General features: G+C 59.0%; 14 protein-coding genes and 1 pseudogene. 5 read left to right on the forward strand and 10 right to left on the reverse strand.

Translation table 11 applies throughout. The features are described from left to right. Positions 1-57: 57 nt before the first annotated feature. Entirely contained in the window at positions 58-282 is a 225-nt protein-coding gene (locus tag I6I71_RS07900) for a PspC domain-containing protein (RefSeq protein WP_201820142.1), read from the forward strand. On the opposite strand, the gene I6I71_RS07905 is transcribed toward I6I71_RS07900, so the two are convergent. The 4 genes from I6I71_RS07905 to I6I71_RS07920 are packed head-to-tail and all read right to left on the reverse strand — an operon-like array spanning position 283 to position 3,031. Then, the gene (locus I6I71_RS07905; protein WP_201820145.1) at positions 283-741 is read right to left on the reverse strand and encodes a hypothetical protein; all 459 of its coding nucleotides are present in this window, start codon (positions 739-741) and stop codon (positions 283-285) included. Further along, the gene (locus I6I71_RS07910; protein ID WP_201820148.1) at positions 738-1,502 is read right to left on the reverse strand and encodes a YhfC family glutamic-type intramembrane protease; all 765 of its coding nucleotides are present in this window, start codon (positions 1,500-1,502) and stop codon (positions 738-740) included. Before I6I71_RS07910 ends, I6I71_RS07905 begins: the two co-directional genes overlap by 4 nt. Before the next feature lie 24 nt (positions 1,503-1,526). Next, positions 1,527-2,240, reverse strand: a complete 714-nt coding sequence (locus I6I71_RS07915; RefSeq protein ID WP_201820151.1) for a hypothetical protein — start codon at positions 2,238-2,240, stop codon at positions 1,527-1,529. A 35-nt stretch (positions 2,241-2,275) separates the two neighbouring features. After that, complete coding sequence (locus I6I71_RS07920; RefSeq protein ID WP_201820154.1) at positions 2,276-3,031, reverse strand: hypothetical protein; 756 nt, start codon at positions 3,029-3,031, stop codon at positions 2,276-2,278. Between the two features lie 289 nt (positions 3,032-3,320). Between I6I71_RS07920 and I6I71_RS07925 the strand changes: the two genes are divergently transcribed. Next, positions 3,321-4,196 (forward strand): zinc-ribbon domain-containing protein, encoded by an 876-nt coding sequence (locus I6I71_RS07925; RefSeq protein WP_201820157.1) that lies wholly within the window; start codon positions 3,321-3,323, stop codon positions 4,194-4,196. Between the two features lie 260 nt (positions 4,197-4,456). Here the strand turns inward: I6I71_RS07925 and I6I71_RS07930 are convergent, their stop codons facing one another. Next, positions 4,457-7,030: a DEAD/DEAH box helicase gene (locus I6I71_RS07930; RefSeq protein WP_201820159.1), complete on the reverse strand. Its 2,574-nt coding sequence runs from the start codon at positions 7,028-7,030 to the stop codon at positions 4,457-4,459. Between the two features lie 2 nt (positions 7,031-7,032). After that, positions 7,033-8,895 carry a site-specific DNA-methyltransferase gene (locus tag I6I71_RS07935; RefSeq protein ID WP_414017454.1) on the reverse strand — a complete coding sequence of 621 codons (1,863 nt, stop codon included), beginning with the start codon at positions 8,893-8,895 and terminating at the stop codon, positions 7,033-7,035. Positions 8,896-9,356: 461 nt separating this feature from the next. Between I6I71_RS07935 and I6I71_RS07940 the strand changes: the two genes are divergently transcribed. Further along, positions 9,357-9,608 carry a hypothetical protein gene (locus I6I71_RS07940; protein ID WP_201820165.1) on the forward strand — a complete coding sequence of 84 codons (252 nt, stop codon included), beginning with the start codon at positions 9,357-9,359 and terminating at the stop codon, positions 9,606-9,608. Then, on the forward strand, positions 9,605-9,823 hold the full coding sequence (locus I6I71_RS07945; protein ID WP_201820167.1) for a hypothetical protein: 219 nt from the start codon (positions 9,605-9,607) through the stop codon (positions 9,821-9,823). The genes I6I71_RS07940 and I6I71_RS07945 overlap by 4 nt, the downstream gene beginning before the upstream one ends. A gap of 291 nt (positions 9,824-10,114) precedes the next feature. On the opposite strand, the gene I6I71_RS07950 is transcribed toward I6I71_RS07945, so the two are convergent. Both I6I71_RS07950 and I6I71_RS07955 read right to left on the reverse strand, forming a co-directional pair. Next, the gene (locus I6I71_RS07950) at positions 10,115-10,720 is read right to left on the reverse strand and encodes a hypothetical protein (RefSeq protein ID WP_201820170.1); all 606 of its coding nucleotides are present in this window, start codon (positions 10,718-10,720) and stop codon (positions 10,115-10,117) included. Between the two features lie 26 nt (positions 10,721-10,746). Beyond that, on the reverse strand, positions 10,747-11,439 hold the full coding sequence (locus I6I71_RS07955) for a DUF4230 domain-containing protein (protein WP_201820172.1): 693 nt from the start codon (positions 11,437-11,439) through the stop codon (positions 10,747-10,749). A gap of 168 nt (positions 11,440-11,607) precedes the next feature. On the opposite strand from I6I71_RS07955, the gene I6I71_RS07960 reads away from it, so the two are divergent. Continuing rightward, a complete protein-coding gene (locus I6I71_RS07960; RefSeq protein ID WP_201823562.1) occupies positions 11,608-13,164 on the forward strand; it encodes an AbgT family transporter in 1,557 nt (518 codons plus the stop codon). A gap of 64 nt (positions 13,165-13,228) precedes the next feature. Here the strand turns inward: I6I71_RS07960 and I6I71_RS07965 are convergent, their stop codons facing one another. Then, positions 13,229-13,693, reverse strand: coding sequence for a hypothetical protein (locus I6I71_RS07965; RefSeq protein WP_201820175.1), 465 nt, complete (start codon positions 13,691-13,693; stop codon positions 13,229-13,231). A gap of 86 nt (positions 13,694-13,779) precedes the next feature. After that, positions 13,780-14,971, reverse strand: a pseudogene (locus I6I71_RS07970) (IS3 family transposase). Positions 14,972-15,231: the final 260 nt, after the last annotated feature.

A 15,231-nucleotide genomic window follows, 5' to 3' on the forward strand; every position in this document is an offset into this window, starting at 1 on the left:
AAACGCGCCTTTAATGGGGAAGTGGGAACTACCCCAAGCAACCGAAAGGAATACGCAATGTCGTCTCCATACCCGCAGTTTTCCAACAACCAGCCGCAGCGCCGCCTGACCCGTTCCATGACGGACAAGATGCTCGCCGGCGTCTGCGGCGGTATTGCCAGCTACTTCAACGTTGATCCGACCTTGGTGCGCATCGTGTTTGTCGTGCTCGCCCTAGCCGGCGTGTTGCCGGGCCTTCTGGCGTATCTGATTGGCTGGGTAGTTATTCCGGCTGAATTCTAGCTAGGTTCTGGCCTGGATCAGGTGTATGGCCTGATCCACATCACTGACCGCCACCACGCAATCATCCGAGGTGCGCGTGTGAATGCGGATAACGGGCCCGCCGAGGGTGAACGCGTCAGCGTCATCAACCCGCCATGGCTGCCCGGCAAGTAGTGCCACTCCCATGAACATGGTCAGCGGCACGCGCGGTGCGGGTGTTACCTCCACAATGTCGGCGTAGGGGATTCGCCTTGACCGGTTGTGTAAGCGTACCGTCAACGCGTCGGTATCAAGCTTGAGCACTATTTTCTGCCGCAAGATCCACACCGTCCATGCAACGTAGAGCGCTGCAATGGCCACGCCCCACCTGCCGGTGTTGGCAAAGGCGACTAAGCCTGCGGCGAATGTTGCTACGCCAGTCAGGAGGACTGCGGGCCAGCCGGCGGTTCGCCGGATAAGTGTCTGTGTGGGCGCACTCACGCAAGGGCCTCCTTCTTTAGCGGACCTGCAATAACTGCCCACAAGCCCATGGCAGTAAACGCGGTGAGCAGGGCGTACATAACACCTAGGCCGTAGGGTGCACTGATGACAGTAACGGCATTAAACACAATGTGCGCCGTCACGGCCAGAAGCCACAGCTGCCAGCGGCGCTCACGCACCGCGCGCAGCACAATGAGTGTGAACACCACATGCGCAGTAATCGCCAGCACGCGTTCGTACCATCCCGCGGCAAGCAGGCCGAGACCCATGTTCTGCAGGGCATCCATTTGTTGGTCGAAGGCGTCGATGGCGGTGGCGTCGCCAGTCTGGGCAACCTGTATGCGCAGCATTTCACCGTTGGTGAGCAGCATGATGTTGGTTGCCAGGGCAGAAGAGAAGAGGAGCAGCGCCTCGATGCCGCCGTGGCCCAAGCCAAAGCCCACGCCATCGCGCCAAGAGCGGGTGTTCTTCGCCCAATACCGCAGCACGACCCAGCGTGTGGTTTCCTCAAACAGGCCGGAGGTTGCCACCATCAAAATAACGGTTGCCGTTGCTGCGGTGGCCGGGTCCATCACCCGGCTAAACACCAGTTGCAGCGGCACCACCAGGGTCATCCTGACCACCTGGGAGAGGGGGAATGCAAGAGCGCCCCAGCCTAACGACGCCCACGTAAACCCCAACTTCCACCTCCCCACAAACCAGGCGAGGAGGACTCCCACGACTACGACGGCAAACTGCACAACGACAAGACCAAACGTCATTGTGCCGACGATACCGGCGCGCTACTACTTCAGTGCAGCGAGGTTCCCATCGACGAGTTCGAGCAGATTATCGACGGGGCCAATCACGTCCGCCCGCTTCTCCTTGAGTAGGTGGTGTACTTCGATGACGCGCCCTGCGAGCGTGGTGAAGCAGATGGAGTGGTGCACATCATCGGGCTGAACGCCTTCAGGTGTAAAACACCTCCACTCAAAGTTCGGCGTATTTACCGTCTTTTCAACTGGCATGTGATTCTGCGACTCGGTGAAGCCGCGAGCTTTGTCGAAGAAGAACTCCATTTCCGGGTCGTTGACGTTTGCTAAGGGGTATGGCTCATCATTGTTCAGCGCCATGTATGCCTGAACTGAGGCCATCGTCGGGTCCTCGCGGCGCAAGTATTGGCCCTCGACCGAGTTGATATCGGAATCTACGATGAGCTCTTGCGTCTCGTAGCCGTTAAGAGTCTCTAGTGCGCTGAACAGGTCACTGATTGTCACGCCGTCGTAGACCGTGGACGGATCGTCGGGGTTGATCAAGGCTTCAGCCAAGTCTTTTGCGTTGGTGCCTTCTGTGCTTTCGCTGCTTGTGCTGGTGTCCGCAGCAGCTGTGGCCGTGGTTTCGGGTGCCGCCTGCTCGGCAGCAGTGGTAGTCGGCGCGGGGGCGTCGTCCCCGGTGCTTGAACAGCCCACGAGAAGCGCTGCGCTAAGGACGGCCGCAACGGAGAGTTTGGTGGTCTTCATGTGGTCGAAGCCTTCCTGTATTAAGCATTCCTGAACTAAGCGTTGCCCGATTGAAGCTCCTTCAGCGGAGCGAGGTTGTTGTCGAGCAGGTCGAGCAGATTATCTGCGGGGCCAACCATCTCAACGTCTTCCTGAACAACCTTGTGCTGGACTTCAATAACTCGCCCGGCGAGCACCGTGAAGCACGCAGTGTTGTTCGTCTCGCCCATTGGAACGTCCTCAGGGGTGACACACTTCCACTCAAAGTTCGGCGTATTTACCACTTCCTCCACCGGGGTGAACCCGCTTTCCGTGATCATGCTGTGTACTTGTCCGAGGAAGAACTGCATGTGCGGGTCGTTTACGTTTTCCAGTGGGTGCGGCTCGCCGCTATCGCGTGGCACGTAGGCCTTGACTTGCGCGATCGTTGGCAGTTCGAGGTGGTTGTACTTACCTGTAACTATGTTGGTTTCACTGTCAATTTCGATCTCTTCCGACTGGTAGCCGTCGATGAAATTCAACGCACTGAAAAAATCGCTGATGGTGACGCCGTCGTACACCGAGGTCGGATCGTTCGGGTCGACCATCCCGTCGGCAAGGTCTTTGTAGTCCTTCTGGTCGTTGTCTGCCGAGCCCGTGCTGCTTGTGGCCGTGGCGGACGTGGTTGCGCTGCTGCTTGATGTCTCAGCAGAGGCTGTGGTTTCGGGCAGCGCTTGCTCGGTGGTGGGCGGGGTGTCATCCCCAGAGCTTGAACAGCCCACGGCAAGCGCTGCAGTAAGGACAGTTACAAGAGATAGGTTTGTGATCCGCATAACAGTGAAGTGTAACGAGTGATCTGCGGCGCTGCAGCGGCCCAAGGGGCTGCAGCAAGTTGAAATACTGCCATTTATACCCGGCCACCTGTAGAAAAGGCTTCCTAAAAGACGGGTGGAACGTGCCTCTGGTTGTTAGCGTGTTAGTAAGCCGAGACATCAACATGTCCGTCAATTTCGAGAAGGCAACGCAGTGGCAGCAGTTACAACTCAAACGTGCAGCGTTTCAGGCTGCGAAAAGCCGGCGCTGTTCCGTACACGGACGAAGCCGTCATATTGTGATGTCCACTTGGCCGAGATCTACAAACGCGGTGGGCTTGTGCTTCTGGATCCGTTCACAAGGCCGAAGGACGCTTTGCTCACCCGTTGTTTAGAGTGCGGTTTTGAGGCTCATTACCGCTTTGAGTACGTGCAGATCACCGTGAACCGCGACGAGAAAACGTGCCGCGCGTGTTACTGGCGGCAATGGGCCGCTCAGTCGCGAAAGCAGCTGGTCAGGGAGTTCGCGCCGATTCCAGCGAACGAGGCCAAGGAGATAGCCGAAGCATGCGGCTACCAGTACCTTGGCCCGCTGACCAACCCGTCTCTTCTTGATGATCCGCATGGGGTGAAGTGTCCTCATTGCGATCTCATTTCCGCCCAGCGGATCGGTGACATCGAATTTGGGTGCCGGTGCCAAAGATCGAAAAAGACCACTGCTGCTGGGATGTCGAAGGCGCCTGGCGAGAGCCTCTTGAAGAATCTCGATGGGGAGATCGTCAGCTGGTGGGACCACGAGAAAAACTCCGAGGAACTCTGGCAAACCGCCAGGAAAGGCTCCCGGAAGAAAGCTTGGTGGACCTGCCCGGAAGGGCACTCTTTCCAGGGGCAGATTGATCAGGTAGTCAAGGGCTGGGCACGATGCCCAGTCTGCCGTGAGCGTGAAGAGCAGAAACGCGCCATCGAGGATGCCGAGTTTGAAGAAAAGTACGCTTCAGCCACCGTCTTCGATGTGATGGAGCTTCTCGAAGCATGGGATGAGCCGCACATCGACCCCGATTTGGTACCGATCGTTGGCACGTACGAGCGACTCCGTTTCGTGTGCCCCAACGGCCACAAGCGCGTTGTTTCCCCCGAAACCTTCCTGAGGAAAGAGTGCCCCGCGTGCAAAGGGCTCGAACCGTAGTGATGCAATGCGGCCCGTTAAGGGAGATTCAGTAAACTCCCCAACCTTTAGTTCCATCGCCGCTTACACGGCGGCTTACACATTTTCTGCCGCTTCCTTACACACCCGCCTCGAAACCCGTACCGCCTTCCGTTTCAGTGCCCGACAAGAAAACCCTGAAGCCCCGCGCGCAACCCCGCGACACGACAAAAGCCGGACTGCCGGACCGCAGGAGCGCTCCCACAGTCCGGCCTCGCCTTTTTAGTGCCACGATTGCCCGCTTAGAGGGCCGGCATCCGCTCCGTCACCGAACCGGCAACCAAGTCGGCCCACGAGTCGGAAGAGGCAATGTCGTCCTCGTAAGCAATGAGGTAGCCCCAGGTCTGGTCCTCATACTCCGGCATACCCACGAGTTGGCGTACCACGCGCTCGGCGGCCGCACGCTTGGTCTGGACGCGCTCGTCGTCGCGGCCGCGGTTCTCCTTGGCTTCGACAATCCAGTGAGTGCCGTCTTTGTCGTAGACCACGAAGTCTGGGACGTACGAGTTGTGCGGAGTGTAGGCCACCCGTGCGCCCTCGTGGGCGTAGATCCGCTTCCACCACACCACGTTCGGGTCGAGGTCTAGCAGAGCTGCCAGGCGGTACTCTCCGGTGAACGAGTCGAAGCGTGCGGCCTCGAATAGTCCCTTCTTCCAGGTGCCGTAGTACTCCGCGGTGCTAAAACCTGCCTTACCCGCGGACTTTTCCTGTCGGTCGAGCAGGTCCAGCACCTTCTTGTCGAGGTCGAGCACGAACGAGTTGTCAATCGGGAGGGTAACCGGGTGGATGGACACCGTAGTTCCAGTCTGGGCGTTCGCCTTTCTGGACTCCTCGACAACGAGCTCACGCAAGTGTCGGGCCGCGGACTCCTTGGCCTTCTCCGTCCACTGCTCGATCTTCGTCGCTTCCATAAACGTGGGCACGATGCGGCGCTTGAGCTGACTCGTGTTCTCTGTCGTCGCGGCAACCGCACCGGAACCCATGACGCGGCGGATCAGTTCCGCAGCGACTTGGGAAGGAGTCTGTTTGAAACTCGGCACGGCGGAGCGGTCGTCGTTGTCGAGTTCGATTTTGTTGCCCTCGTTAGCCACACCGATCTTCGTGCGAGCCAAGTACTCGTCAGTGTCGGTGACCCTGTCTGCCCGTTCAACAATGACGGAGTTCGGGATATCAACCAGCTCGAACTGCTTCTTCGTCTTCGTCATAGCCGAAGACGGGAAGTCGAAGGTGGTGCCAGCGAACTTCTCGTTGACGTGAACAACGACTGGCGTGAATATCTCAACGCCCTTCGAAACGTCATCTTCGTCGGTGAGTGCTCGTGTGCCCACGGTTCGCTCACTTGGAGTAACAATCACTTCGTTCGAGGTAAACGAGCTTTCGCCAGGTTGCACCGTCATAGTGTCAGTCGCGCCGGTGCCAATAGAGGTGCTGCCCCCGGCGCCAGTACCAGTGACCACCTGTGGAGGGTTGGTCGTTCCAGGCGGAGTGATGATTTCTGTGCCGTCGCCATCTCGCACCGCGTCTTCAATACCGAACTGCTTCAGCACGTTCTCACTTTGGAGCAGTTTGACGAAGGACTCGTGCGACAAAATGTCGAGTTCGTCAATGGCAGGAACGCCGGTGAGCGCCCCGAACGGCAAACGGAGCCCTCGGCCCATGACCTGCTGGGTCAGCACCTCCGAGCCCATTGTGCGAAGGGTACACATCACGGCAATGCGCTTTGTGTCCCAGCCTTCACGCAGTTTGTTGACTGACACGATCACCCGAACCGGGGAGTTGTCCGTGTCGAGGTAGCGCAAGAACGACTGGGTGGTGTTGTCGTTGTGCTCGTTGTCCACCTGAAGCACCGCGAGCGGGTCGCCCACGAACCCGGGGCCGCGCAGGCGCTCGGCAACCTCGGTGGCGTGAGGCACGCCAGCGCAGACCACGAACAGAAGCGGTTTTGTCTGCTTGCCTTTCGGGTGGGCTGCCCTGTAGTTCGCGTACGCCTCTTCCTTGATAGCCAGAAGCGACAATGCGTCTTGGAGCTGGCGATCTTCCGAGTCGTAACCCGACTCGCGGTAGACCAGCACCGGTTGCTTGACGTAGCCGTCCTGGATAGCCCGCCACAGCGGGTAGCGGTAGACAACGTCATCTCCCTTGTCCGGCGAGGCCGTAAGCCCCACGGTCACGGCGGGTTTCAGCGAAGTCAGCGACTTGCGGAAGGTCTTTGCGGTGGAGCCGAACAGGTGAGACTCGTCGGCGATAATGACTAAGTCTTCCGTGTCGATCAACCGTTGCGCGAGCGCACCCGAGTCCTCCTGGAACTTCCACGTCTTGCGGCGCGCCGCTTCGTCTCCCGTTGCGACGTTCTTACCGCCGTCCTTCGGCGGGAACAACTGCTGAACATTGAAAACGTACAGCGTAGAGGCACCTTCGCCCACGAACAGGTCAGAGGTGACGTTATCGACTCGCAGGTTCGACACGTCACCCGGAGTGACAAGCCGGGGCGGGACATCGAAGCCACCGATGTAGCGGTGCGAGCCTTCAGAGAAGTCGAGAACTGTCTTGTCCTGTACGACCTTTGTCGGGGTGACCACCATGACGTTGGGGTGGCCTTGGCGGCGCAGGTACTCGATAAACGCTGCCATGACGTAGGTCTTGCCCGCACCCGTTGCGAGGTTGAGCACCAGTGGTTCTAGAGCGTCGTAGTTGCCCTCTTCGATTCGCTTCACCAAATCGGCGAGCGCTTCGGCGTTCGGTGCGCGGAGGTCGAACTTGTTCGAGAGTTCTGCAACCAGGTTCTCGTCGTAGGAGAGGTTCAATTTCTGTGACATGGTTACTTCTCCTCTTCGGCAGCGTCGGAGTACGGGAAAATCTCAAGCGGGACGTGGACAACTCGCGATCCGTTCTTGAACGAGCGGACATGCTCGCGGGCAAAGCCGTCAACCACGGTCGCGGCGAACAGGACGGAGTGGCCCTCTGGGAGGTGAGCCATGACTTCGTCAATCTTCTCCTCGTCCAGGACACCTTCGACTACAACGAGGTGCTCGCGGCCGCGCTTGCCGTCGAAATGCAAGTCCTCAGGGGTGAGCGCAAAGCGAAGTTGTGCGGCCACGGAGCGCACGAGCAGGTCGCCGGTGGCGTGCTCGGTCAAGGTTGTGAGCGCTACCTCTGGGTCGTAGTCGAAGCAGGCCGGCTCAAGGTGTGCGACCTGAAAACCACCGCCACCGCGCCAGTTGACCACGCCCTTGACCGGCTTGGTCTTGGTCATGGCCTTAAGTTGCTTGACCGTGGGGTTCTTTTTGAGCTCGTCGTCGCCCTTGATGGCCTTATTCAGCAGCGAGGTGAACTTCTGAGCTTCTTCCGGGGTAAGACCTTCAGGTAGACCGTCCTCGGTGGCGTCGGCGCGTTCTTCCCTCTGGAGGGTAATACCGCCCTGGTCTTCGCCGTTTACGACCTTCTCCAGGCGCGGGCGAGTAAAGCGGTTGAACGTGTCCTCCACGAGTTCGCAGGTGACCCAGCGGCGGCCCATTTTCTGGGCTACCGCAGCGGTAGTGCCAGAGCCGCCGAAGCAGTCGAGGACAATGTCTCCTGGGTTCGTGGCGATGTGGATGATGCGTTCCAAGAGGCGTTCGGGTTTCGGGGTGGCGAATGGGTTTTGGCCTGGGAATAGCGCCTTAAGTTCAGACTTTGCAGCGCGGTTGTGTCCGACATCCTCGTTCGTCCACCACGTACGCGGATTGTTACCCGTGACAGGTATGTATGCCTTCCTACCAATACCACCAGTAGAACGGACCAGAATCAGCGGCCAGTTTCCTTCAAGACGGCGCTTCTCGACGTTGGACTTCGCAGTCTCCAAGTCAGTATCTAGCACTAGAGCACAGACGTCATTAGACGCCTTTTCGATAGGCACCTTCTCGTTAGCAGCACGCCATTCAGCGTCATTCAGATTCTCGTAACGGTACGGTGTCCACTTGTTCAGTTCTTCAAAGTACGTCTGCTGTCGCAGCCTCCAACTTCCCCCAGGCGGGGGCCGTAGCAACTCTCCCGTTATTGGTGACTGAATCGCGTAACACATACCCCCTCTACCGTCTCCATGATTTGCCGTCGGGTTATCGTCCCACCAGGGGCCTAGGGGGTCATTGTCTGGGTTCTTGTACCGCGCGTTGTCTGATTCCGTACGCTCCGTGTGATTGAAAGCGAACTGATCTGACTTGCAATATACGAGAATGACATCTTGGTCTACAGAAAACCCAGCCCCCCGACGCGGCGAGTCCGCCTTTTGCCATACCACTTCCGCCACGAAGTTCGCCGACCCAAACACCTCATCAAGCAGAACCCTCATCCGGTGGTTCTCCACATCGTCAAGGTGGACCCAGATTGACCCGTCCTCGCTCAGTAAGTCCCGCAGGTGTAGCAGCCGGTCTCGCATCATGGTGAGCCAGACGGAGTGCTCCAAGTTGTCCTCGTAGTTCGCGAAGGTCTGCGCGGTGTTAAACGGTGGGTCAATGTAGATGCACTTCACCTTTCCGACGTACTTCTCAGACCACTCCGGTACACGATTGAGTGCTTCGAGCACGTCGCCGGACTCGCCCAGAATGAGCAAGTTGTCGGTTTGTGGCTCTAAGTCAGCGCGCTCGGAGTAGGTGGTGCCCTCTTCCTTTTCAGACCTCGTCCCGGTTACCGTTTCGTCAACCATCAACACCCTCGTTTCGCAATACCGCGGGTCGCGTGGATCTACCCAGGTGTAGCCGTAGCGGCCTTGCTCGGTGGGAATGAGCGCCTTGTCCTTATTCGTCCAGGTCAGCTCGAGGCGTTGTTGTCTGCCCAACTGTGTCTCCTTCGCGTTAGGCGGGTGTGGTTTCGTCGTCTATCAGAGTAGTCGGGGGCACGACAGGACCAGAGAAAATGGGCTTTGAGGGCGAACCTACTTTCGAGTCGGCCTTCGGTGCGAATTTCGAGTTGCTGACATTCTCGGCTTGAATCCGAGACGGTTTGCGCGGCGATGGCCAAGTCGGCGGACGGGACGGCAGGCTAGGGAAGGGGAGCGGTTGCCAGGGAGGGGACAACTGACCGGACCAGCAGTTCTCAAATCTGTTTCAGGCTCGCAAGCGTCTCACGCTCGCCCGCTACGGCACGAAGCCGAACAAGAATTGCGACGTGCGACTGGACTGTCCTGCCCGCGCTAAGGGCGCGGAAAATACTTGCCCGCTGGTCCCGCTTGCCGAGGACGGCAGGAAGAAAGAGGGCTTCCAAAAAGACGGGCTGACCGCCTCCGAAGTGCCCTCCAAGGCCTCCTGCCCGAAGGTCTGCCAGCAGCACATCGTGACGCTGAAGAACACCGCCGCAACACCATTGAGTCCCGCAATGCAATGCTCAAGAACGGTTCCTACCAAGATGCCGGAGACGTGACGACCCGCCTTATGCGCGGTTGGGCGGCACAAATGCTGTGCATGGCCATGGCGGCAGTGGGGGTGAACCTCGCCATGCTCGACGCGGCTGCCTGGTCGCGTCCAAATACGTTCCAGAAGCCGACTCCGCCACCGCGGCGTAGTGACCGCAAGCTCAGCTCGGACGACCTTGAGCAATGGAAGTTGGGCGACAACGCACCACCGAAGGCGGCGTAACAACCACAAGCCACCGGCTGAACCTTGAGCCTTCGAGGACTTCACGTCGAGTGGCCCACAGGTCGTAGACCGACACCCGTTTTGACACAAAAACTGGGCGGCAAAGCCCGTTGAATCTCAAAAGTCATACTGGCGAGAAGGCCAACCCCCACTGACCTACTTTTCCACCCTTGATACACGAAACCCACACAATCGTGTGGGTTCCGGAGTTGTTGCCCTGAGGATTCTTGCTGTGCTCACCTCTGGCTTACATCAGTGAACATAGAGTGCGCTCTGCGTTACGTCAACACCCTAAAACGGCAGCGGGGGCAGCGCGACGCCGGGGATCATGCTCGCCGCGCCGGCGCCCACAGCACCAAGCACGCCGAGCAGCGCCACGACAATCAGCGCGATGTGGTTCGGGGCGAGGGCAAGGCTTATCGACGACGGCGCCACCGGCACGACCCTATTCACATCCTTGCCGCAATCCGCGTAGCGGCGCGCGGTGTACGAGGCGGCGTTGGCAAGGTAGGCAGCCTCGGAGTGGCTGAACGGACTGTCGGCGGTGACGGTCAGGTTGCGTGAGGAGTGCTTCAGGTCGTCGAGGACCAGTGCGCTTGAGGTGTGGGTGACGCCGGGTTCCCAAAGTTTGGCGTCGTCGATTTGGGTGAGCGTGCCCCAGCCGTTCTCGCCGATGCCAGCGCGCAGCTCGGTCTGCTTCTTCTCCCGCAGGGCAAGCGCGTCGGTGCGGGAGCCGTTGTAGAAGATGAGGTCGTCGCCAAGTACGCCCGCGGCAAGCGCCGGAACCTGGTCGGCGTTGTACTCGATGGAACACTGGGCGGAGCCGGAACCAGCACCAGGCGCGGCCGTCGCCGCACCAGCAACCGGAACCGACGCAGACACCAAAGACTTACGCATAGCCAGAAACTCTAGAGCACGAGCGGCTACTGCGCCCAGGAAATCCGCACGTCAAAATCCTCCTGCTCGGTGCCTTGTACCAGCGCGGCGACGTGGCTGCGCACGAGGTGTTCGGTGCGCTCCCGCGCGCGGTCCAACAAGCCCTGCGACACGGCCTTGTCGCGCGCGGCATTCTCTTGGCCGGCGATGAAGGTGGTGACGTCGTCGACACGAATTTGGTTGATGGGGTTCATGGTTTGGTCGTAGACCTGCACGCTGTCGGCGTTGATGTGGGCGCTGAGTACTTCCACGGGCGGCAGCACAACATCAATCGACGAAGAGCCGACCGAAACGTCGATGGCGGATGTGTCGCGGATGCCGGCGGTGACGCGGCCGTCGTAAGTAACGAGGAAGTTGCGGCCGGTAAACGGCACGCGCAGTCCGAGGACCTCGAGGCCTTTTTGGTCGAACTCGCCCACGTCAGAGAAGACGTATTCCTCCACGGACAGTTCGGCGATGTCCTCGAACGATGCCCCGATGGTGGTGGAGTCCACCCGCGTCTCCCCCATGCCGAACACGGCCGGGCGCAGCAGGGCAAGCAACAACCCCACAACGGCCAGGACGGCGATGACGGAGGTAATGACGGAGGTCACAACGGCGCCACCGCGGCGTGGGCGGCGCGGCGCGAGGTGTAGTTCTTGGGCGGTACTTACATCCGGCGATCTTAATTGCACCCCCATAGTCGGATGGTTTGTACACTCGTTGGAACCTTTGGGCGTACGCGGCTGAAGGATGTACCTGGCCACCGCACGGAAGAGATAACGATGACCGGTTCCACGCGTATCGGCGAAACCCGTGCCGACAAGCAGCGCGAAAAACAAACCAAACCTGACAACAACCAAGACGGCATGACCGGCTTCCTCGGCTGGATCGAGCGAATAGGCAACAAGCTGCCGGAGCCCTTCTGGCTGTTTGTCATTTTGAGTGGCGTTGTAGTCGTCTCCTCATGGATTGCCAGCAAGGCGGGCTTGTCCGCTATCGACCCCGCCTCCGGCGAAGAGATCCACGTAGAAAGCCTGCTGACCGGCGAGAACATCTCGCGCATGATCACGGATGCGGTGGAGAACTTCATCGCGTTTCCGCCGCTGGGTGTGATCCTGGCGGTGATGCTTGGTGTTGCCGTGGCGGAGCAAACCGGTCTGCTGGCGGCGATGGTGCGCGCGATGGTGGACAAGGTCAGCGGCAAGATGCTGACGTTTATGGTCGCGCTTGCCGGCGTGACCGGTTCGATCGCCTCGGATGCGATTTATGTGATCATCATTCCGTTGGGCGCGATGGCGTTTCATGCGGTTGGGCGCTCGCCGGTGGTGGGTGCAATGGTGGCGTTCGCGGCGTCGTCGGCAGGCTTTAACTCCTCGCTGATCCTCAACATCACCGACCTGCTGCTCGCCGGCATTTCCACCTCGGCGGCGCAACTTGTCGACGCCAACTACGAGGTCTCCCCGCTTGCCAACATCTTCTTCGTCATCCCGTCCGCCATTGTGCTGGCGCTGGTGATCACTGCGGTGACGGAGTTTTATGTGGAGAAGAAGGCGCAAGCGCTTATCGACGACGACCACATCGACGAAGACGAACTCCAAATCAACGACTCCGCCCAGCCGGACGATTCCCACCTGACCGACGACGATGACCTCTCGCTAACCCCACTGGAGCGCAAGGGCCTCGCCTGGACCGGCGTGACCCTGGTCGTCGCCCTCGTCGCTTACTTCGTCCTGCTTCTGGTCCCGGCCTCCCCGTTCGCGCGTCCGGAGGAGGGCTTCATGGAGTCGCCCTTGATCCGCGCGATTGCCGTGCCGATCACCCTGATCTTCTTTGTCACCGGCCTGGTCTACGGCCTGATCGTGGGCACCGTCAAGGAGGCCGCGGATCTGCCGAAGTTCATGGCTAAGGGCTTAGAGTCCATGCTGCCGATTTTGGTGCTGTTCTTCGCCGTCGCCCAGTTCCTGGCGTACTTCCAGTGGTCCAACCTGGGCCCCTGGACCGCCATCAAGGGTGCGGAGCTGCTGCAGGCGTGGAATCTGCCGAACGCGGTGCTATTCCTCGCGTTTGTGGTCATGGTGGCGCTGATCAACCTGTTCATCACCTCCGGCTCCGCCCAGTGGGCACTGATGGCACCGGTGGTGGTGCCGATGATGATGTACGTCAACGTCTCCCCCGAGGTCTCCCAGATGCTGTTCCGTATCGGTGACTCCCCGTCGAACATCATCACCCCAATGTCGCCCTACTTCGCACTGGCCCTGACATTCCTGCAGAAGTACTACAAGAAGGCCGGCGTGGGCACCCTGATGTCGCTCGCCCTGCCGTACTCGCTGTGCATGCTGGCGGGCTGGTTCATCTTCTTCATGATCTGGTACTTCGCCGGCATCCCGCTCGGCCCTGGCTCCCCGATGGGCTACGAGGTATAGTCAGTACCGCACGACAAAAAGCGTTGGGTGTTATGCCCAGCGCTTTTATTTTGCGACGAACGACCTACCGGTAATACACCGTGTCACATCGGTTGTTGTCTGCGTAGTCAATCAGTTCCACATACGCGCGACCGACTGGCTGATCTCGAACCTTTTGGGACCCGTACCAGCCCAGAATGCCTAGCGTGCCCTCCCAGAGATCCTCCGTCTCGCTGATCTCTTGCAACTGGTCAAGTTCCCGATAAAACGTGTCGATCGCCGGCTTGAGCTTTTCTTTGTCCTTCTCTGAGGCGGTGATATACATCGCCCACGTTTGGTCCCTGACTTCTTGGAAGGACCGCTTGCCGCGGAGAAACTTGAATTCCCCGTCATCCCAATCACTAAACGACTCAACCGCCTCGCAGTGCGCCTTCTTCCGCACCTCGTCCGCGGCCTTGACGAGCGTATTCTGGCCACCGCACCCGGACAGCGTCGCCCCCACCGCACTTGCGGCAACAACAGTGGCGACCAGTCTCTTGAATGCGTTCATCTTCCTCATGCTCCAGCATCCGGGCCCGACCCCCGAAAAGTAGACACCATCAATGGTGAAATTACGGGGCTTACTTTAGCACATGGTTATGCGACGAGGGCTTCGTACTCTGTGGGGGTGAGGTACTTGCACCAGGAGTGCCTTCGGCTGGTGTTGTAGCGCACGCACCATGCGAAGACTGCTCGCCGGCAGACAAGCTGGTTGGCAAAGACTTTCTCGTCTTTGAGTACCTCTCGTTTCAGCGTGGCGTTAAACGACTCCGCAAGCGAATTATCGGCACTGGTGCCAACCTCACCCATTGACTGGGTGAGGTTGAGCCTGCGGCAGGTGGCCTGAAACTGCGACGAGGTATAGACACTTCCGTGGTCCGAATGAAAGATCGCTCCAGCAAGATCACCGCGGGTTCGGTGCGCATGCTCAAGCGCTTCCTCGACGAGTTCGGTGCGCATGTGCTCGGCGATGGCAAAGCCAACGAGCATCCTGGAGTAGCAGTCAATCACCGTAGCTAAATACATATTCGACCCGTCTGCAATCGGCAGATAGGTGATATCGCCCACCAGTACCTTATTTGCAGCTGGTGCCGTGAAATCCCGCTTGACTAGGTCGGCAAACACTACGCGACCGGCCCCACGCCGGGTTGTGGTGACCTTGCGTTTTTGGTGTAGCCACAGAGTCGAAGCTTCTTCATAATCCGGGCGACGCGCTTATGGTTGACTGGGCCATTGTCGTTGTAGGCGTCGTTATAGGTCAGTTCTGCGGCGATGCGTTTCGCGCCGTAGAGCTGGTTTTTCTCCTCGAAGACTGCCGTGATCTTCGCACCCAAAATGCCATCATCGACTAGTCGGCGTTGCCGTTGGGGTTTGCTGTTTCTCCATTTGTAATAGGAGCTGCGATTAAGCCCAAGGACAGTACACATCCGCTTGGCCGAGTAATCGGTGCGGTGGTCATCAACAAACTGGAAGCGGATCACCAGTTTGTCTCTTCCATAAAATATTTGGCCGCCTTGCGCAAGATATCGCGTTCTTCTTTCAGCTGAGCGATTTCGCGCTGCAATTGGCGTATCTGTTCTGCATCTGTGAGCTGCTTGGCGCGATTGGCACGTACATCCGCTGAACTCTTGGTCTTTGCGCCGGTGCCGTACTTGTCAACCCACGAGCGAAGCGTGGTGCGGTTGATCCCTAAGTCTGCGGCTGCGGCATTGAACGAGATGTGTGGATCGTTCTCGTACATCGCGACCGCGTCGCGCTTGAACTGATCCGAATAAACCTTCCTAGGCATGGAGGCAGGCTACCTTTCCCCGACCCAACACGGTCGGAATCAGGGGTGTCTACCAAACAGGGGTCAGGTCCCTAAAAGAGACCGGCGAAATCATCACCGAGCACTACATCGACACATCCCGCAATTACCAAAAACCATACTGGCGAAAAGGCCAACCCCCACTGACCTAAAAACAAAACCGGCACCTCGGAAAAATAAAAACCGAGGCACCGGTTTGTCCACCATGTCGCGACTGAGTTGTCAACTATGTCGCGACTGAG

The organism is Corynebacterium riegelii (genome assembly GCF_016728505.1).
Classification (GTDB): domain Bacteria; phylum Actinomycetota; class Actinomycetes; order Mycobacteriales; family Mycobacteriaceae; genus Corynebacterium; species Corynebacterium riegelii.

Excerpts from the sequence above, each read along its gene's own strand:
- I6I71_RS07965 (WP_201820175.1), bottom strand. The coding sequence starts at position 13,693 with ATGAACGCATTCAAGAGACTGGTCGCCACTGTTGTTGCCGCAAGTGCG.
- I6I71_RS07900 (WP_201820142.1), top strand. The coding sequence starts at position 58 with ATGTCGTCTCCATACCCGCAGTTTTCCAACAACCAGCCGCAGCGCCGC.
- I6I71_RS07955 (WP_201820172.1), bottom strand. The coding sequence starts at position 11,439 with ATGGGGGTGCAATTAAGATCGCCGGATGTAAGTACCGCCCAAGAACTA.
- I6I71_RS07910 (WP_201820148.1), bottom strand. The coding sequence starts at position 1,502 with ATGACGTTTGGTCTTGTCGTTGTGCAGTTTGCCGTCGTAGTCGTGGGA.
- I6I71_RS07915 (WP_201820151.1), bottom strand. The coding sequence starts at position 2,240 with ATGAAGACCACCAAACTCTCCGTTGCGGCCGTCCTTAGCGCAGCGCTT.
- I6I71_RS07920 (WP_201820154.1), bottom strand. The coding sequence starts at position 3,031 with ATGCGGATCACAAACCTATCTCTTGTAACTGTCCTTACTGCAGCGCTT.
- I6I71_RS07930 (WP_201820159.1), bottom strand. The coding sequence starts at position 7,030 with ATGTCACAGAAATTGAACCTCTCCTACGACGAGAACCTGGTTGCAGAA.
- I6I71_RS07950 (WP_201820170.1), bottom strand. The coding sequence starts at position 10,720 with ATGCGTAAGTCTTTGGTGTCTGCGTCGGTTCCGGTTGCTGGTGCGGCG.
- I6I71_RS07960 (WP_201823562.1), top strand. The coding sequence starts at position 11,608 with ATGACCGGCTTCCTCGGCTGGATCGAGCGAATAGGCAACAAGCTGCCG.
- I6I71_RS07935 (WP_414017454.1), bottom strand. The coding sequence starts at position 8,895 with ATGGTTGACGAAACGGTAACCGGGACGAGGTCTGAAAAGGAAGAGGGC.